Source organism: Aquimarina agarivorans (assembly GCF_000218485.1).
Classification (GTDB): Bacteria; Bacteroidota; Bacteroidia; order Flavobacteriales; family Flavobacteriaceae; genus Aquimarina; species Aquimarina agarivorans.
Map to the genome: position 1 here is coordinate 1 of NZ_AFPB01000038.1, position 20296 is coordinate 20296.

Sequence of the window (20296 nt, forward strand, 5' to 3'; positions counted from 1 at the left end):
AAAAGCATTTAGAAGTCAATTCAGAGGGGTGAAATCTGTATCATTTTTCTTATTTAGACTGTCAAATATATATGCTTAAAAATTATCATCCCACAACTTTTCGGGTTGATCCATTATACTCCAAAATAAAAAAGCCTCTCCATAATTAGGAAAAGCTTCTCGTTGATAAACCTTAGAGGTTTAACTTTGGCCATATCACCATAATATAGCGCAACACAACATTTTACAAAAAAAGCTTCAAATTTCTTTGAAGCTTTTTACAATACTTGCGGTCTGGACGGGACTCGAACCCGCGACCCCCTGCGTGACAGGCAGGTATTCTAACCAGCTGAACTACCAGACCAGTGCGTTATTGCGTGTGCAAAGATACGACCTTTTTTTACTTTACCAAGACTTTTTAAAAAAAATATTCGTCAATTTAATTTTTAATTTTTAATTTTTAATTAAGAAATTGATTATCAAACATAAAGAAACCTTAATTGAAAGAAAAAAACTTACCATTTATCATTGTTCAGCATTAACCAAACTTTTGGCGCTGTACTAAAAAACGGGTAAGCACCGGATGAAACATTTCCTGAATATTTACCGGTACATAATGAATTCGGTACTGAGCACATTGAGCTTTTAATTGATCTGTAAACATAAACATTGCTTCTTTATATGCATCTTTGGCATTTTCAGCATACAAATCCATGTACTTTCCTGTTTCTACATCAATAAATCGCTGAGGCTTGGACTCAAAGTCAAACTCCATTTCAGTTTCATAATCTAGCGTATGAAATAAAATGACTTCGTGTTTATTATGCTTTAAATGTTGAAGCGCCTCAAACAACTTGTCGGAATCGGAGCTGGTTTGAAACATATCTGAAAATAAAACGACCATGGATCGCTTATGTAGTTTTTCTGCAATTTGATGTAAAATAGCATAAGTATCTGTTCCTATACTATTTTCAGGGTTTTGAATTGCTACATCCAATTGGTTTAAAAGCATAGCGTGGTGACGCTCACTTCCCTTTTCAGGGACATAGTAGTCATAATGATTATTATACACGCTTAAACCAACAGCATCACGCTGTTTTTTCAATAAATTCATTAGACTGGCAATTGCCAAAGCTGAAAAACCAATTTTATTATACGTATCTAAACTTTGCTTTTTTAATATAGGATAGTGCATTGATGAAGAATTATCCAATATAAAATGACATCTTAAATTTGTTTCATCATCATAGCGTTTTGTATATAATTTATCAGTTTTTGCATAAAGTTTCCAATCAATATGACGAGTACTCTCACCTTGATTATATACTTTATGTTCAGCAAACTCTGCGGAAAATCCATGAAAAGGACTTTTGTGCATTCCTGAAATAAAACCTTCGACTACTTGTTTTGCTAAAAAATCCAGATTTCCAAAACCTGCTCCTAGTTGTACTGCATCTTTAATGTTCATCCTTTTAAATTAGAAATTATTGATTACGAATTACAGATTTAACGACACTTTTTATAGATCAAAACATTTTGAACTATTTGTAAAAATTAAACTTCATGATACCTAAAGCAATCTACCACATGATCATTTACCATACCAGTAGCTTGCATATGCGCATAACAAATGGTAGGCCCCACAAATTTAAAACCTCTTTTTTTCAAATCCTTACTCATTGCTTCGGATATAGGGGTAGTTGCTGGTATTTCCTTCCATGTTTTCCAGGTATTTACTATTGGCTTATAATTTACAAAAGCCCAGATATACGTATCAAAAGACCCAAACTCCTCCACTACTTTTAAAAAAGCTTTTGCATTAGTAACTGCCGCCCTTACTTTTAATTTATTACGGATTATTCCAGGGTTTTGGAGCAAGTCTTCAATTTTACTTTCAGAATAATTAGCCACTACCCGAGGGGCAAAATTATTAAAAGCGACACGATAATTATCTCTCTTTGCCAAAACTGTAGACCAACTTAAGCCCGCCTGAACACCTTCTAAAATTAAAAATTCAAAAAGTAATTGATCATCATGCAGTGGCACTCCCCACTCAGTATCGTGATAGTGCTTTTCATGCTCCGTTTTACAAGCCCATTGACAACGTGTTTTCATTTTCTAATAATTCATTTATTCCTTAAATGTAATGCTTATAGCACTTTATTCACAAAATTAACACCTACTTATATTGGTTTTGATGTTAAAATACTCTAATAAATTTTAAAACTTTTTTTGTTCAAAAAAAAAGAGAAAAAAGAAAATACAACGTAGTCCCAGCTATAGTCTTGTTTGTTTTGAAGTATCAAGCAAAAAAAGAACCTCGCTAAATGAGGAAATTTAATTTTAGGAAACGGTATTAGATTTTTTAGAAATCTTATTAATACAAGCGCAAAAAGCCCAACATTACTGTTGGGCTTTTAAGTATTTAAATTATATTGATTACAATAAAGAATCTATTGCTTCTGCATAAACAGTTTTAGGAGACACCCCTACTTGGCGACCTACTACCTCTCCATTTTGGAAAACCAATACAGTTGGAATGTTACGAACTCCGTATTTAGCGGCAAACTCCTGATTTGCATCAACGTCCACTTTCCCAACTACAGCTTTACCTTCGTACTCGCTGCTTATCTCTTCAATGATTGGACCAACCATTCTACAAGGACCACACCATGCTGCCCAAAAGTCTACTAAAACAGGTTTGTCGCTTTTTAAAACTACTTCATCAAAAGTAGCATCTGTGATTTCTAAAGCCATATATTTATTATTAACGGTTATTAAATTTTATTACACAAACTTAGTCAATTATTGTACCAATACTTACAAACCATAAATCATATTTATTTATACGGTTATCGACTTGATTTATATAATTGTACATTGCAAATAACTATAAGTTATAACAAACAATCCTAAATCTGTTTCACAAACCTATAATACTTTGACCACAAACGAAACACAATTTTATGTTAATTAAAATTAGTAAGCATAAAAAGTATATTAACAACTAGTTATAGGTTTAACTGAAAGAAATTATATTAATTATAAAATAAAACACATGTTGGTGTTGGAGCTGTAATTTCATCCGTAAATAATAATTTACCAGTAACCTTATCTCTCTTAAACGAAACTAAATTATTGGTTTTTTTATTAGCTACCACAATAAAATCTTCCGTTGGTGAAATTGCAAAATTCCTTGGCACCTCCCCCTTTGTAGGTTCAATTCCTACTAGCGACAAAATGCCAGTTGTTTCGTTAATTTTAAAAATGGCTAAAGAGTTATTGTCCCCTCGATTAGAAGTATATAAAAACTTTCCATCTTTTGAAATATGAATATCAGCTGCTGTATTTTTCCCTGAAAAGTCTTTTGGTAACGTTGAAATAGAAGAAAGTACCTTGTAACTATTACTTTTATTATTTTCAACCAAAGTTACAGTATTATCTAATTCATTTAACACATATATGAACTGAGGCTTTAATGGGTGAAATGCCAAATGACGTGGTCCTGCTCCAGTTGCCATCGCGAAATTTTTAGGTTTTGAAGGTTCTAATGCTTTTTTGGTTTCATTCAATTCAGAAAACCATAAATGATTTGTTCCTAAGTCAACCGATACTATTTCATTTGAATTAGGTTTAAACCATGCCGAATGTGCATGCGGTGCTTCCTGACGTTCGTGAGTACCCGTTCCTTCATGTTGCTCCTTTGATAATAGTTCTGATAGTTTACCTGAAGCATCTAGCTTAAACAATTCCGTATTTCCACCACCGTAATTTGAAATTAACACGTATTTATTTTTAATGGAAACATGACAAGGAATTTTGTCAGTTTGACTTTCGCTTATAGCTACCAAACCTTTATCGGCAACTGAAAAAGAAGTTACTTTTCCGTTTCCCCAATTTTTATCCATATTGGCAGAAACCAATATTTTTTTATCTTCAGTAAGTGCCAAATAGGATGGACTGTCAGTTTCGGCAACTAGGCCTAAAGATTTAAATTTTCCGTTGCTATCCAAAGTATATTTGTAAATACCCTTACTATCCCCTTCAAAAGTTAAGGTCCCCACGTAAAATTCATGGGCTGTACTTTCTTGTGCATTCATTTGAAAAATAATTAACGTTAATAAAACACCTAGGATACTATTATAAATTTTCTTCATTAAAATTGAATTTGATTGATTTTAAAATTAAACTTATGTTTCGAATTGTTACCGACTATAAATTACTTTTTAAAGTAGTTTTTTTCGCTTACATTCAATAAAAAATTACCTCAGCTCTTGTTTGGCTTGTAGTTACTTTTTCGTGCAAACAAAAAAATTCTAATTTTTATTCAAGCAAATTAAAATCAGACCCAATAATCATTCATGTATTTTTTATGCAAATTTTCAATGTAAATGCTCAAAAAATACGAATAAACGAATATAAGTAATAAATGAAACTAAACAATAACACTGCCAGTTTTTCAATTTTAATCAAAAATTCTAAATACTTTGCGTCTTACATTTTATAAACAACAAATAGCTCATCGATATTTAAATGCCATGGAATCGTCAAATTAACCCCGAAATTTTATGGAACAATACTCCTAAGTTATACGCAATCAAAACGTTTCCAATTTAAAGATTTCTTCTTGGTTATATACTCAAAAATGTTTGAGCTAAATTTTCAATAAGCCAGATACTTCGTTAAATTTGGTTATTTTTTTTCAGTATATTTTTTACTGTAACGCTTCCAAAGTGCTGTTTGATGTGTTTCCAAACTAATATCTCGCCCTTGTATAAAGGCTTTTTCCAGTTGATTGGTTCTCATATCCAATGCATCTCCTTTACTTATAAACAGCGTAGCATCCTTACCAATTGCCAAAGTTCCCACTTGATCATCTATACCAAGAATTTTAGCTGCATTTAAAGTAATTAACTGAAGTGCTTGCTCTTTACTCATTCCATGCGCCACTACGGTTCCCGCCTGAAAGGGTAAGTTTCTAACATTGGCACGCTCCATATCCCCTGCATTTTGTATGGCCACTGTAACCCCTGCGTCCATGAGTAATTTGGCATGTTTGTACGGTAGATCATAATCACTATCATCAAAATCAGGCGTGGAATGTACACGCTCTAAAAGTACAGGGATATTGTTCGCCTTTAATTGAGCTGCTACCTTATAGGCTTGATCTGCATCTACTAAAACGGGTCTTTTTATTTTGAACACTTTTATAAATTGAATGGCATCCAAAATTGCTTTTTCAGAATTTATATGAATGTACAATGCTTTATCCCCTTCAAAAACTCCTTTTAACGCCAAATGAGGAAGGTTTCTTTGATTGTTCCCTTCAACAGAAGCTTTCGCTTGTAACACGTATTCTTTTAATTTTGTTACCGCTTCATTATATTTATCATTCGGTTTTATTCCAGGGTCTTCGCCACTCCACCAGTGTCCACGCTTATAAATACTCGGCCAATTAATGTGTACTCCATCATCCATTTTTAACACCGCATCCTCCCAGTTCCAAGCATCTAACTGTACAATAGACGAAGTCCCAGATATACGTCCTCCCCTTGGAGTTATTTGAGCTATCAATACCCCATTTGGACGCATACTTTCAACCACCTTACTTTCGGTGTTGTAGGCAATAACACTTCTGATATGCGGATTAAAAGTACCTATTTCACTTTCGTCGTCCGAAGCCCTTACCGCATCAATTTCCACCAGACCCAAAGTAGTATTTGGCGCAATAAATCCTGGATAGACATGTTTCCCCTTGGCGTTTATTATTTCTCCAGCAGGGGTAATTGACCCTTCAGCTCCAATAACCTTAATTTTTCCGTTTTCAAAAATCAAAACGCTATTTTCAATAATAGTACCGTCGCCTACGTGCGCCGTTGCTCCAACAATAGAGTGTATCCCAAGTTGCTTTTTTGCTGGTGTTTGTTGAGAAAATAGCTTCGCAACACAAAAAATAAATGCTAAAAAATAAACTAATTTTTTCATGATAATGTAGTATTAATCTCCTACCAATTACATATTGAATTTGATCTAAACACAAATAGTTATGGTAATTTTTCCTTTATTGGTTAATGGTTTCCAAGGTATCACAATGAAAATGTTGCTTGTCTTTCTTTTTTGGTGTCTGCATTTTTGCACCTCCCTTTTTCGCCTTCAAAAGCATTGTAATTAGTTCATTTTTTTCATTTGCCCTATTTTTTCGCAATTTTATATCGTTTTCAAGATCGAAATAAATTGCACCATCAATCATTGTTTTTCTGCCTTAGCATACACTGATAAAGGATTGTCAGTCCATAACACCAGATCCGCATCTTTGCCTACTTTTATACTCCCTACGCGATCATCAATATGTAAAAGTTTTGCTGGATTTAAGGTGACAAATTTCCAGGCATCTTCCTCACTTACACCTCCATATTTAACCGATTTTGCAGCCTCTTGATTTAGCCTTCGGGACATTTCAGGATCGTCACTATTTATAGCGACAGTAACCCCTTGCTTGTGCATAATTGAGGCATTATAAGGTATGGCATCATTTACCTCATATTTATATGCCCACCAATCCGAAAATGTAGAGCCACCTGCGCCATGTATGCGCATTTTGTCAGCCACTTTGTACCCTTCCAAAATGTGCGTAAATGTATTTACCTTAAACCCGAACTTTTCAGCCAATTTCATAAGCATATTTACTTCGCTCTGAATGTACGAATGACAACTTATAAAGCGCGCTCCATTTACAATTTCGAGCAAGGTTTCTAATTCTATATCCTTGCGATAGGGCTTCCCACTCTTCATTTTTTGCTCATATTCTAAAGCTCTTGAAAAATAGTCTATATACAATTGCTCCACCCCCATTCGGGATTGAGGAAAACGTGTTTTACCTCCCCAATTACTTTGCTTCACATTTTCACCTAAAGCAAATTTTATAAATTTTGGCGCATTATTAAATTTTAAATTTTCAGCACTTTCACCCCATTTTAATTTTATAATAGCCGACCGCCCTCCAATAGGGTTTGCCGATCCATGTAGGATTTGTATGGATGTAACGCCCCCTGCAAGGTTTCTGTAAATATTAATATCATCGGGATCAATTACGTCCTCTATAGTTACCTCTGCTGATGAATTGTGACCCGCCTCATTTACTGCTGCCGTGGCAATATGCGCATGTTCATCAATAATCCCCGATGTTAAATGCTTTCCAGTAGCATCAATCACTTCTGCATTTTTTGACACTAAATTTTTACCAATTTTAACAATTTTACCGCTTTTAACTAATACATCAGTAGTTTGCAAAATACCTTCGGCTTCATTAGTCCACACTGTAGCGTTTTTAAACAACACGGTTTTTGCAATTGGCAAACTACTAAATCCATACGCCATGTTAGGAAATGTAATTGGCATAATTTTATTGGGTGGCTCCTCTTTTTGCTTATACTTTTTTTCTGCAGCTTTTTCTTTTTCTTTCTCTTTTTTTATTACATTAAATGTAGTTTCGGCACCACTTGGCAGTACAGCTTTGCCTTGCCAATTCGCGCTTTTATCAATTAAAGCAACCAAACGTGTAAAGGCTGTTTTAGTAGTGTCCACATCCGATACTGAAAGCGTTACCCAACTATTTTTATAGTTAATTTTACTTGCTACTTTTTTATTATTTAACTTAAGTTTGGATTTTGGCTTATTAGGCTTTCCTGAAATAGTCAAATCATACTTTTTACCTTCTAGCGTAAGCGCATAACTGCCTGTTAAATCTACAGTATTCATATCAACAATACTGTTTTTTGCGCCCTGTACCCAATTTTCATAAATGATATTATCATCCGAAAATAGTTCCCCTTTGGTAATTAAAAAATTAGCAATAGCATTTACCTTTAATACCCCCAACTGATCACTTTTTCCTAAAATTTTAGCCGGTATAGTGGTCAATGACTCCAACGCTGTTTTTTTATCTAATCCATTTTTAATAGCTTTTTTTAAATTTTTAGAAAAATCACTCAATTTTTTTAACCGATCAGTAGTTAACGAAAATGTAACTCCATTTTTTGACAATACTGCTGCATTTGCCGGTGCTTGATTCCAGTATCGCATATCGTGCAAACTAACCAAATGTTGCATCAACGGATCGGAAACATCCATAGCATCGGGGTAATTTAGCGGAATAATGTAGGACGCATTTGTTTGTTTGACTTCATTTATACGGGCATACTCTTTCCCGCCGCCTACTAAAACGTACTGCACACCTGCCTGATCTCCTAATTTGTCAGCTCTGATGCTATTAATAGTACTCCCTGCGTAAAAAATTTGAGGTAACTTTTTGTTGCTATTAAAGGCTTCAATAGATAGATCTTTGGTGGCAACATTACCTTTTGCGTACCAATCAGCATCCAAATAAAATTGTCTGATCAGCGCAATAGCCCCCATTAATGAAGTAGGATATACCTGCTTACTTTTAACACTTTTTTCAAAAGAAAATAATTGCGAAGTGTGATCATCAAGTAATCTTTCCGAAGTATTGGCTTCATTATTTAAGGCCACCAACAAACTAGTACCGCGAATAATACCATCGTTTAAATGTGTATTTACTGTTCCAAAACCCTCTTTTAAATATTCTTTCGCTTTTTTTTCATCATATTTAAAATGATCTAAGGCATTGGTTTCAGGTCGCACATGATCATTCCAGTAATAACCTGTACGACTGCTGTCATATTGCAGATTTCCACTCCAAGGGTTTTTAGATTTATTTTTTGGTTTTGTTATCCCAAAACTAGTCATTGGATCAATAAATGAAGCATAAATATGCTTCCCATTCAAATCTGCGACAATAGCATTTTTTGGAATAGAAACACTTTTTCCTACCGATACAATTTTTCCTTTTTGCACCACCAAAGTTGCGTTCTTTAAAGTAACATCGGGAGTAGTGTGAATAGTAGCATTGGTAAATACATAATAATTATCCTTTGCTATTTTTACGCCATCATTTTTAGGAAAATAATCCTGCGCTAACATGGAATGCCCAAAAGCCAATATGCTCAGCGATAAAAGCAGTTTCTTCATAAGTACAAAAAAGTGAATTGTTAGCGCTAAATATACCTTAACTGCCATGTCTCCTTGTACTTTTTCTGGGTTTTTAACAAAATTATCACACTTGAATAAGCTAATTCAATTGTTAAAAATAGGGGGTAGGATTAGATAAATTACAGTAAAGTGCTGTTATTCAGAATACTGACTCAATCACAAAAAATAATTGAGGCAGCGTTGTTTGAATTTCCTTTTTTGTTAAGAAGCTTAAAACAAAACACACGTGGGGTTTGGCGCTTTAATTTTATCAACAAATGTAAGTTCCTCTGTATTTTTATTTCTTTTATAAGAAACCAGGTTGTTTGAGTTTTGATTGGCTACCACCAAAAATTCTTCATTTGGAGAAAAAGCAAAATGACGTGGAAAATCACCTCTATTAGATGCATATAAAAATTTACCATCGCTAGAAATACCAATGTCGGCGGCCACATTTTTTCCTGTATTTGTACTAGGCAATGTACTAGTAGATGCTATTATTTTACACTTTCCTTTTTCAGATTTTTGCACAAATGAAATGGTATTATTTAATTCACTAACTACATAAATCCAACTGGAATTATTGGGGTGAAATGCCAAATGACGTGGACCAGCTCCTTTAGTCATCTTTAATTTTTTTTGCATGTTAGGCTTAAGCTTTAATTGAGAAGAATCCAGTTCGGAAAACCACAAATGATTTGTTCCTAAATCTGGTGAAATTACAACATTGGAATCTGGGGAAAACCAGGCCGAATGTGAATGTGGGGCTTCCTGCCTGTCGTTTACCCCATTACCTTCATGCTGCTCTTTAGATAAAGAATGTGATAATTTACCATTTGGGGATAATTTAAATAATTCGGTACTGCCGCCTGAATAGTTTGCAATCAACACATGTTCATTCCTTACAGTAACGAAACATGGTGCTTTATCAGTAGGGCTTTTACTGACTGGTTTTAAACCTCGGTTTGTTACTAAAAATGATTCTAAAATACCAGAACCAAAACTAGGAGGTAAGCTTACTGACAGCAAGTATCTTTTATCATCACTAAAAGTGATATACGATGGATTTTCCGTACGCCCTACTAGTCCTACAGACGAAAATTTTCCTTGACTGTTTAATCTAAATTTATAAATACCTTTGCTCCCTACCTTTCCTTCAAAAGTACCCACCTAAAAATCATAGGGCTTTTGTTTTTGAGCATTAACATGAAAAACGGAACATAACAGTACAGTCCACACAAGACTGTGAATTAATTTTATTGACATAACATAATGATAATTTTTTTTGATTTAGCTTGTGTTGGGGCACAAACAAATCCAAACCAAATTTTATTTGGCTATGAAAAAAAAATTTGTTGATTATCAAGATCTCACTTTATGAACTGTGCTTAAATTATTAGGCATTAAATAAACTCTTAATAATTTAATTTATTTTCAATAAATTCACATCAAAAACAAGCACCGTACCACCAGGGATTCCTCTGGTTCCTCTATTGCCATATCCTAAACTTGAGGGAATTAAAAGAATTCCTTCCCCACCTTCTTTAAATAGTTGAATACCCTCGGTCCACCCAGGGATTACGCCATTTAAATTAAAGGAGACTCCTGCTTTATTTTCATCAAAAACCTTACCATCAGTAAAATAACCTTTATAAGCCACTTTTACATTTGACGTGCTTGTAGGCTGTTCACCTGTTCCAGGTTTTTTAATTACATAATATAAACCCGATTCACTTTTTTTGGCATCCAAATTGTTTTCAGCTATGTAAGCTTTAATTTCTTGCTCGTTTTGAACTTCAGTATTACCATCGTCGTTAGAATCATTACAAGCAATTAATGTAAATAATACCAAAAATTTATATAAAAATCGCATAGTTATTTTTTTGGCTAAACTAAGCATTTTTTTTTAGCTTAATGAAGTTAGTTTTAACCAGACTACATTTCTTAATATTAATAATTATAGCATTTGCTACACAAAATTACTCAAATAAAAAGTTCATATTTGCAATACAAACTAGTGATCATGTTAAAAAGAATTTCCGAGCTAGATACAGAACTACTCATCTTCCTCAACAACTTAGGAACAACAACCTGGGACACATTCTGGCTGACATATACCGAAAAAATCACGCATATACCACTAATGCTAATAGCCCTTGTACTGCTATTTAAGGTACTTGGCAAAAAAAAGTTTTTTTTATCTCTGTTGTTTATTGCGGTAATGGTCACATTTACCGATCAATTGACCAATTTGGCTAAAGATGGATTTCAAAGACCCAGACCCTGTAAAGTTCCTGAACTAGAAGAATCACTAAGGTACATTGCAAAATATTGCAGCCGTTTCGGATTCTTTTCGGGTCATTCTTCCAATAGCATGGCGCTGGCTGTATTTATTGGCTCATTACTAAAACCTAAATATCCTAAATTTTTTATTTTCCTAATTATTTGGGCGTTTGGCATGGGGTATAGCCGCGTTTATATTGGAGTACACTATCCTGGAGATTTACTAGTAGGGTTTAGTGTTGGTACTTTGGTTGCTTTGTTACTTTATAAGCTATTTCCAGTAGTAGTATCAAAATTAAAATTGTCGGATGATTAAGCTATTAAATCTTCGATAAGTGCTTTTCGCAACACTTCCAAATCTGTATATTCATAATATTTAGACCAAGTATTTGTTGTTAATAAACGCTTTACTTTTTGAATGATTTTTTGCGTTTCCTTCGCTGTTCTGTAAGTTGCTTTTGCAGAAGTGTCTCTTGATTTATGATCATAAGTAACCTTTAAATTTTCAAAGTCCACCTTTATAAAATACGATTTTGTGCCCTCGCTGTTCTCATAAAAGTCATTCCATTCTGCAAATCCAATTCTTGCGCGTCCTTTGGAGACATATATTTCACCGTTGGACTCTAATACCCATCGACATTTAGCTGCCCTACCCCAATGATTTGATAACCGATAGACCCCCGTTTTTGTATAATAATAAGAGCTGCCTGATTTACTTACATAATGCCAAACAGAAAAAGGTAAACCTAGTGGATCTACCTCTTTAAAAACCGCGTATGTATTGCGGTAATAATTGTATTTTGAATAACTTACAGTTTCCAGAAATCTGAGTTAAGAAATATCAATAACTTCTTCAATTTGTGGCGCATATTTTTTAATGGTCATTTCCACACCAGATCTCAATGTCATTTGGTTCACGTTACAAGCAACGCATGCCCCTTGCAATTCCACCTTTACACGTTTGCCTTCTTCAATATCAACCAAACGAATATCCCCTCCATCACTTTTTAAAAACGGACGAATTTCCTCAAGCGCTTTTTCTACATTTTTTTGTAATTCAGTAGCTGTCATATATTATTTTTTAACAGCAGCACAACCTGCCATTGTTGTAATTTTAATTGCTTCTGTAGGTGGTAAGTCTTTATTGCGTTCCACCACTTGTTGCACTACATTTTTAGTAATTTCATCAAATGAAGCCGCTATAATTGTATTATCCTGTAAAGCTGCAGGTCGCCCCACATCGCCAGCTTCTCGAATACTTTGCACTAAAGGCAATTCTCCTAAAAATGGAACTTTTAAATCCTCGGCCAAATTTCGAGCGCCATCTTTACCAAAGATATGATATTTATTTTCAGGCAACTCTTCGGGAGTAAAATATGCCATATTTTCAACAATACCTAAAACAGGCACATTAATACTATCCTGCTGAAACATTGCCACTCCTTTTTTAGCATCCGCCAAGGCTACATGCTGCGGTGTACTGACTACAACTGCCCCCGTAATTGGTAAGGATTGCATAATTGATAAATGAATATCCCCAGTTCCCGGTGGTAAATCAAGCAACAAAAAATCAAGCTCGCCCCATGCAGCATCAAAAATCATTTGATTTAACGCCTTGGCAGCCATTGGGCCTCTCCATACTACCGCCTGATCAGGCGATGTAAAAAATCCAATTGATAAAATTTTTACACCATAACTTTCAATTGGTTTCATTTTTGAGCGACCATCTACTTTTACTGAAAGTGGCTTTTCATTTACTACATCAAACATTATTGGAGCTGACGGTCCGTAAATATCCGCATCAAGCAACCCGACTTTAAAACCCATTTTACTCAAGGTAACCGCTAAATTTGCTGTTACTGTAGATTTTCCTACCCCACCTTTGCCTGAGGCAACCGCCACAATATTTTGAATTCCAGGAATTGGCTTCCCTTTAATTTCATTCGCTTTTGGAGCAGAAGGTTCCGGCTGAGCTACGGATATGTTAACTTTTATTTTAGCCTTTTCATAAACTTTTTCATGAATTACCTTAAGCACATCAACCTCTGCACGTTTTCTTATATGCAAAGCAGGATTTGACAATTGCAAATCCACCACTACCTCATCAGCAAATGTAATTACATTTTTTACCGCACCACTTTCCACCATATTTTTACCTTCGCCAGCTACAGTGATTGTTTCTAATGCTTTAAGAATATCTTCTTTTTTAATTTCATAGAACTCAGTATTCTTTTATGTAGAAATTGTGATCAGCTCCACAATTCTTCTTATCTAGATTTAATCTAAGTGCAAATATACTTCCAATAGCCATTATAAAACAAACTAAAACGCATCAATAAACCTTTTAATGATGCATTTATATCTTTTAATGCTTCTATATAAATTCAATTTCATACTTTTTAAAATTTTAAAAAAACATCCACTGTAAGCATGAGCTATCAATTTCTCTCCTTAAGAAATTAATTTAAATGAAAAGCAAATTTAAAAATGGCAGTGCACACTATTTCTAAAAACAAAATCCTTCAATTTTTTTCAAAATACGTCAAATCAAAAATAGCTAATGTAATTAACACATTGCTAATCAGTATTTAAAAAAGGGCAAAATATAACCCTTTTAATTTTTAAAACTTAAATTTACACATACATTTGCCACCTTATGATGAAAAAATACATGCGCTATGCATATAAATTGGCTTTTTTTGCATTTTTGATTATTGCTCCCTGCACCTACTCGCAAGGGGGGATTTGCGCTGATATTGAGCCTTTATGTGCTGGTAGTGAAAGTTTTATATTTGAAAATTGCTATTTTGGTGCTGAAGGCTGCAATACTTTTGCTGAATTTGGTCCTCAATACAGTTGCTTAGAAATTCAACCCTATCCTGCATGGTTCTTTTTTAAGGTAGGAGAAGCCGGAAAATTTGACTTTCAAATCGTTCAAAACACTAGATTTGACAATAATGGAAACCCTACTGGCCTTGGACTTGATGTTGATTTTATTTTGTGGGGACCATTTGACGATGATGCCAATTTATGTGATTTTACTGAACTTCGTGCAGCTAATGAACTTGCCTGTAGCTTTCTTCCTGATGAAATAGAATCATTTTCCATACCTGATGCCAAAAAAAATGAACTTTACGTATTGGTAATTACTAATTTTAGTGAATTTGAAGGTTTTATTCAATTACAACAAACCAATATAGGCGAACCCAGTGCTGGTACTACGGATTGCTCTATTGTTTCCATAAAAAAAGGATGTGGAGATGAAGCTGTGGATTTGTCTATTCGTTTTTCAGATGTTACAAACTATCTATGGGAATTTGATGATGGATCAGGATTTACCGAGCTTTTTATTGGTAATTTTCCCAATATTGAAGCAACACAACCTGGTTTATACCGTGCCACCTCAAGTTTTAACGGCGCCTCAAATAGAGTTAATGAATTTGAAGTGCAATTTTTTCCACAGCCGGAAATTATAGAAAATCCGTTGGATATTTCCGAATGCCAACTTTCCGAAGGGGTTTCCTTTAATTTAACTACAAATACCAAACTGGTCATGGGTGACCAAGATCCCTTACTATTTAAAATTGAGTATTTCGACACGCTCAACAGCCTGATTACAAGACCTGAGGATTATCAGATTCCGTCTGGCAATATAGAAGATATCACTGTTCGTATAAGTGATATTGACGGAAATTGCAGGGCTGAAAGCTCCTTTCAAATACGGATTGAACCCCTTAAACCTGGTAATATTACCGATTACTTAGTTTGCGATAACGATAATTCAGGAGAAGAATTAGTTAACCTACAAACTACCTTTAACGAAACTTTACTTAATGGAAGATTAGCTACAAGGTATAAAATAGATTATTTTTTATCCAACGAAGATGCCGAACTTAAACAAAATGCCTTACCTAATCCTTATCTAATTTCAAATCCTGAAACTGTTATTTTTACTCGAATTGAAGAAATAACAAATTCAAATTGCTACAGCACCGAAGAAAGTTTCACAATTTTTTTAGAAAGCTTACCTAAAATTACTACCGAAATACCAGCACTTATTGGTTGCGACCTTGATCGTGATCAAATTTACCTATTCAACCTTACTGAATTTTACCCCACTTTAGCTTCACTTGGAATTGACCAAACGACATATAAAATTACTTTTTTTGAAACTTTGAAAGATGCTCAAAATGATGAAAATTCCATAGATGAAAGTTACGAAAACAAAATTAGTCCTCAGCTCATTTATGGTCGTGTAGAAAAACGAAATTTACCTACTACCTCAGGATCGTGTTTTGAAATTTTAGATTTTACTTTACAAGTATCGCAGCCGCCATTGCCAGAATTGAAAGATATTTACAGAATTTGTACAGACGCTAATGGCACTATAATTCCAGCGGAAGAAGGTGATGTTTCTCCTGCCTTAATTGAAACAAATTTACCTACAACTGACATTGAATTTAAATGGTTTTTTAATGAAAATGAAATCCCAAACAGCAATGTTCCATCAATAACCGCATATAAATCAGGCGATTATGAAGTTTTTGTGACCGATCTAAATACGGGATGTAGTGATTTTTTTAAAACAAAGGTAAAAACTGCTTCGCCACCCGAAACTTTCAGCGCTAATTTTACAACAGATTTGTTTAATGAAAGTAAAACCATTTTGGCTACTGCTACTGGTAACGAAACATCTACTTATGTTTTTCAATTAAATAATGGTGCTTTTCAAGAAAGTGGAGAATTTAAAAACGTTGGCCTTGGCGATCATATCATTACCATTAAAGATGCTGATGGTTGCGGAAGCGTGTCTATACCCGTTAATGGAATTGAATTATTCAATTTTTTTACCCCAAATCAAGATGGTATAAACGACACCTGGAATATTGTTGGGCTTAGAGAAATTGATCCTTTAGCTGAAATTTTTATTTTTGACAGGTATGGAAAATTATTAAAAAAACTAGCGGTGTCAGGCGAAGGTTGGGATGGCACCTACAACAATAAACATATGCCTGTGGATGAATACTGGTTTAAGGTAGAATATACCGTTAACAACATCCCGAAATACCATGTTAATCATTTTACCTTAAAAAGATAAATACTTGTACTTCCCATTACAACTACTTTTTATGTATATTTAATATAAATGAAATGGTTGAAGAAACTTTTTACAATTGTCGCATTGCTTTTATTAACAATAATCGCTTTACTCTTTATTTTTGATTATGAATATATTCTAAAAGGAGTTCGGGTTGTTTATTTTACGGGACATACCACTGCATATATTGACGACACTAAACATTTTGACACACACACGATAAATAAAGGCATTACTCAGGATTTTCCCCTTCATAAAGATTACAATAAAGTAGAGCCAACAAAAAAATTAAACTTCATAAATGAACGCCTAGGAACTGTTGCTTTTTTAGTGATTAAAAATGACAGTATTTGGTACGAAGATTATGCCAAAGGATATTCAAGCACAAGCTTAACAAATTCCTTTTCGATGGCGAAAAGCATTACAACCGCTTTACTTTTTAAAGCGATTGACGATGGCTATATAGCAAACTTGGATACACCAGTAAAAAAATTCTTCCCTGAAATTAAAGGAGAGTTTGCCAATCAACTTACTGTAGGTAATTTATCATCAATGTCATCAGGCTTAAACTGGAATGAAAACTACATCAGTCCTTTTTCAATGACTGCCGAAGCTTATTACAGCACCAATATTCAAGAACTCATATTAGGCTTAAAAGTAACTGAAAAACCAGGCAAATCATTTAAATACCTTAGTGGCGCTACACAATTATTAGCTATGTGTATAAAAAAAGCCGCCAAACGGCCGTTAGCAAATTATTTGAGTTCTAGTTTTTGGAAACCTATGGGAATGCACTCAAATGCATTGTGGCAAATTGATGGCACAAAAAATGAAATGGAAAAAGCCTACTGTTGTGTTGCAAGTAATGCCCGTGATTTTGGTCGTTTTGGTCAATTATGGTTACACAATGGTGTTTGGAAAGGAAAGCAGTTAATTCCCAAGGCATTGGCAGTTAAAGCTCAATCTCCACAATTTGATAATGGTGAAAATTATGGGTTTGGTCTATGGTTAAGTAATTATAAAGACAAAAAAATAAGCTATATGCGCGGCATTTTAGGACAGTATGTAATTTGTATTCCTGAAGATAATTTAATTATCGTGCGCTTAGGACACCAAAGGGATTTTCCAAATCCCGAAACCAATACCAGTAAGGATTTTACTACCTATATTGATGAAACCTATCAAATGCTACAACTTCATTAAATTACCACTTAGCAAATGCATATTAATTTAAAATTAGCCCATGTATTATTTTTGGATATAGAAACAGTGCCTCAGCAAGAAAATTTTGCTGCTTTATCTGAAAATTTACAAGATTTGTATGCTAAAAAAACGCAATACCAGCGTAAAGACGACTATACGGCTGAAGCATTTTACGATAGAGCAGGTATTTGGGCTGAATTTGGAAAAATTGTTTGCATCTCAGTGGGGTATTTTACTAACAATCCCTCAAAAAGGCAATTTAGAGTCACATCATTTTACGGTAAAGAAAAAAAGTTGCTTCAGGAATTCAAACTTTTGTTAGAAACGCATTTTGACAAACCTCAGCACGTTCTTTGCGCACATAATGGTAAAGAATTTGACTTTCCTTACATAGCACGCCGAATGATCATAAATGAAATTTCGTTACCAAACAAACTTAATTTATTTGGCAAAAAGCCTTGGGAAGTACCTCATTTAGATACCTTGGAATTATGGAAATTTGGAGATTTTAAGCATTACACATCACTAAAATTATTGACAAGTATTTTAGGCATCCCATCACCCAAAGATGATATTGATGGCAGCCAGGTTAAGGATGTCTATTATAAAGAAAAAGATATAGACCGTATTGTTACTTACTGCGAAAAAGACACTATTGCCGTGGCTCAAGTACTCTTAAAATTTAAAAACGAGCAGTTATTAGACACTCATGAAATTATTTCAGTATAAATTAACACTCTCATGAAAAACTTAGTGTTTCTGCTTTACCTCTTTTTGGCTCTTCGAACAATTCGGGGTCTAGTTTGAACAGAATAAGTACTAAAATCTACGTTGGACCATCAAATTACCCTAAAAACTGCTTTTAGATATTGTCTCCTTATTGATCAAAATGAACTACCTTATACACATTAAAGTTTGTTATATCTCGTATGAAACCTTTACTTAAAGTTACTAACCTGTCCGTAGCCTTTAACGGCAAAAATGTGCTACACAACATCAGTTTTAGCTTAACTGAAAATAGTATCCTAGGTGTGGTGGGCGAATCTGGTAGCGGAAAATCTGTTACTTCCTTGGCCATAATGGGACTTTTGCCAACCAAAATTGCTACTATAACCTCAGGGAGTATTGAATTTTTAGGTAAGGATATTGGCGGTTATTCCTATGATCAATTTAAAACCATACGCGGAAACCAAATTAGTATGATTTTTCAGGAACCCATGAGTGCCTTAAACCCTTCAATGAAGTGTGGGCCTCAAGTTGCCGAAGTACTAAAAACACATACAAATAATAACAATCAAGAAGTTAAAGAAAAGGTATTAGCTTTATTTGACAAAGTAAAACTGCTCAACAGTAATCGTATTTATAATGCCTATCCGCATGAATTAAGTGGTGGCCAAAAACAACGTATTGTGATAGCTATGGCTATTGCTTGCAAACCAAAATTACTTATTGCCGATGAACCTACCACGGCACTGGACGTTACGGTACAAAAAGAAATTATTGCTTTACTTAAGGAGTTACAAAAGGATCAACAAATGAGTATTTTGTTTATTTCTCATGATTTAGCCTTAGTTGCCGATATCGCCGATACTACTATGGTCATGTATCAAGGAAAACTTATTGAACACCAAAACACCACCCAGCTTTTCAATACTCCAAAGGCAACCTATACAAAAGCATTAATTTATTCGCGTCCGTCATTAAATGAACGTTTATTAAAACTACCGACTATTAATGACTTTTTAAATCATAAACCTAAAAGTACACTACTTACCTCAAAGGATAGAGCAATAAGACATCAAAAATTATATGCAAAAGAGCCCATTCTGGAAGTTATAAATGCATCCAAAACTTTTTTTAATAAATCCAGTTGGTTCTCCAAAACATCTTTTAAAGCGGTTGACAACGTTAGCTTTTCAATTTACGAAGGAGAAACCTTGGGCCTAGTGGGAGAATCTGGCTGCGGAAAGTCAACACTAGGAAACTTGATACTACAGCTTACAAAAATAGATCAAGGAGTAATTAAATACCGTGGTATTGATATTACGGCGCTTTCGCGAAGAAAAATGCGTGAATTACGAAAAGAAATCCAATTAATTTTTCAAGACCCTTTTGCTAGTTTAAATCCAAGAATGACCATTGGAAAAGCTATTATGGAACCTATGAAAGCGCATAAGTTGTACGAAAATGACCAGCAACGTAATAAAAAAGTACTGGAACTACTTGAAAGTGTAGGACTATCGACTGAGCATTTTAATAGGTATCCACATGAATTTAGTGGAGGACAACGCCAACGTATTGGGATTGCTCGTACTATTGCATTACAACCAAAGCTGATAATTTGCGACGAATCCGTAAGTGCTCTAGATATATCGGTACAAGCTCAAGTACTGAACTTACTAAATGAATTAAAAGAACGCTACAGCTTTACGTATATATTTATTTCACATGATTTAGCCGTAGTTAAATACATGGCCGATCAACTATTGGTTATGAATAAAGGGCGTATTGAAGAAAAAGGAGATGCAGATGCAATATATTCCAATCCCCAAAAAAGCTATACTAAAAAACTTATTGAAGCTATACCAAAAGGCATATAAACCGCCTAATATTAATGTTGCAGATACATCAATGTAAAATGATGAAATCCAATTAACACTATTCTATTAAATTAAAAAAATATAT

17 protein-coding genes and 1 tRNA gene are annotated in these 20296 nt (G+C 34.2%); 5 read left to right on the forward strand and 13 right to left on the reverse strand.

Annotated features, from left to right (window positions below; genetic code table 11):
• Positions 1-269: 269 nt before the first annotated feature.
• The 10 genes from GMC_RS0101800 to GMC_RS0101845 form a co-directional block, all read right to left on the reverse strand.
• Positions 270-343 (reverse strand) — tRNA-Asp (locus tag GMC_RS0101800).
• A gap of 174 nt (positions 344-517) precedes the next feature.
• Positions 518-1447 carry a DUF58 domain-containing protein gene (locus GMC_RS0101805; RefSeq protein WP_010520528.1) on the reverse strand — a complete coding sequence of 310 codons (930 nt, stop codon included), beginning with the start codon at positions 1445-1447 and terminating at the stop codon, positions 518-520.
• Between the two features lie 86 nt (positions 1448-1533).
• Complete coding sequence (locus GMC_RS0101810) at positions 1534-2094, reverse strand: DNA-3-methyladenine glycosylase I (RefSeq protein ID WP_010520529.1); 561 nt, start codon at positions 2092-2094, stop codon at positions 1534-1536.
• Positions 2095-2418: 324 nt separating this feature from the next.
• Positions 2419-2757: a thioredoxin gene (gene trxA / locus GMC_RS0101815; protein WP_438829874.1), complete on the reverse strand. Its 339-nt coding sequence runs from the start codon at positions 2755-2757 to the stop codon at positions 2419-2421.
• A gap of 260 nt (positions 2758-3017) precedes the next feature.
• Positions 3018-4136 (reverse strand): lactonase family protein, encoded by a 1119-nt coding sequence (locus GMC_RS0101820; protein ID WP_010520531.1) that lies wholly within the window; start codon positions 4134-4136, stop codon positions 3018-3020.
• A gap of 535 nt (positions 4137-4671) precedes the next feature.
• Positions 4672-5964, reverse strand: coding sequence for an amidohydrolase family protein (locus tag GMC_RS0101825; protein ID WP_010520532.1), 1293 nt, complete (start codon positions 5962-5964; stop codon positions 4672-4674).
• 76 nt (positions 5965-6040) lie between these two features.
• Positions 6041-6229, reverse strand: coding sequence for a hypothetical protein (locus GMC_RS23125; protein WP_010520533.1), 189 nt, complete (start codon positions 6227-6229; stop codon positions 6041-6043).
• Positions 6226-9027 (reverse strand): amidohydrolase family protein, encoded by a 2802-nt coding sequence (locus GMC_RS18650; protein WP_438829873.1) that lies wholly within the window; start codon positions 9025-9027, stop codon positions 6226-6228. Before GMC_RS18650 ends, GMC_RS23125 begins: the two co-directional genes overlap by 4 nt.
• Before the next feature lie 231 nt (positions 9028-9258).
• On the reverse strand, positions 9259-10197 hold the full coding sequence (locus GMC_RS18655; RefSeq protein ID WP_010520535.1) for a lactonase family protein: 939 nt from the start codon (positions 10195-10197) through the stop codon (positions 9259-9261).
• Between the two features lie 253 nt (positions 10198-10450).
• The gene (locus GMC_RS0101845) at positions 10451-10900 is read right to left on the reverse strand and encodes an FKBP-type peptidyl-prolyl cis-trans isomerase (protein ID WP_029489541.1); all 450 of its coding nucleotides are present in this window, start codon (positions 10898-10900) and stop codon (positions 10451-10453) included.
• A gap of 150 nt (positions 10901-11050) precedes the next feature.
• Here GMC_RS0101845 and GMC_RS0101850 point away from each other — a divergent pair, with 150 nt between their 5' ends.
• Entirely contained in the window at positions 11051-11626 is a 576-nt protein-coding gene (locus tag GMC_RS0101850) for a phosphatase PAP2 family protein (RefSeq protein WP_029489542.1), read from the forward strand.
• Here GMC_RS0101850 and GMC_RS20405 read toward each other — a convergent pair.
• The 3 genes from GMC_RS20405 to GMC_RS0101865 form a co-directional block, all read right to left on the reverse strand.
• The gene (locus GMC_RS20405; protein WP_010520538.1) at positions 11623-11826 is read right to left on the reverse strand and encodes a hypothetical protein; all 204 of its coding nucleotides are present in this window, start codon (positions 11824-11826) and stop codon (positions 11623-11625) included. The genes GMC_RS0101850 and GMC_RS20405 overlap by 4 nt on opposite strands.
• A gap of 315 nt (positions 11827-12141) precedes the next feature.
• Positions 12142-12381 (reverse strand): NifU family protein, encoded by a 240-nt coding sequence (locus GMC_RS0101860; RefSeq protein WP_010520539.1) that lies wholly within the window; start codon positions 12379-12381, stop codon positions 12142-12144.
• A 3-nt stretch (positions 12382-12384) separates the two neighbouring features.
• Entirely contained in the window at positions 12385-13506 is a 1122-nt protein-coding gene (locus tag GMC_RS0101865; RefSeq protein WP_438829875.1) for an Mrp/NBP35 family ATP-binding protein, read from the reverse strand.
• Between the two features lie 460 nt (positions 13507-13966).
• Here GMC_RS0101865 and GMC_RS20410 point away from each other — a divergent pair, with 460 nt between their 5' ends.
• The 4 genes from GMC_RS20410 (at position 13967) to GMC_RS0101885 (ending at position 20211) form a co-directional block, all read left to right on the forward strand.
• Positions 13967-16408 (forward strand): T9SS type B sorting domain-containing protein, encoded by a 2442-nt coding sequence (locus GMC_RS20410; RefSeq protein WP_094766241.1) that lies wholly within the window; start codon positions 13967-13969, stop codon positions 16406-16408.
• Positions 16409-16456: 48 nt separating this feature from the next.
• The gene (locus GMC_RS0101875) at positions 16457-17611 is read left to right on the forward strand and encodes a serine hydrolase domain-containing protein (RefSeq protein WP_010520542.1); all 1155 of its coding nucleotides are present in this window, start codon (positions 16457-16459) and stop codon (positions 17609-17611) included.
• A gap of 15 nt (positions 17612-17626) precedes the next feature.
• Complete coding sequence (locus GMC_RS0101880) at positions 17627-18340, forward strand: 3'-5' exonuclease (RefSeq protein ID WP_010520543.1); 714 nt, start codon at positions 17627-17629, stop codon at positions 18338-18340.
• Positions 18341-18540: 200 nt separating this feature from the next.
• The gene (locus GMC_RS0101885; RefSeq protein ID WP_010520544.1) at positions 18541-20211 is read left to right on the forward strand and encodes an ABC transporter ATP-binding protein; all 1671 of its coding nucleotides are present in this window, start codon (positions 18541-18543) and stop codon (positions 20209-20211) included.
• Positions 20212-20296: the final 85 nt, after the last annotated feature.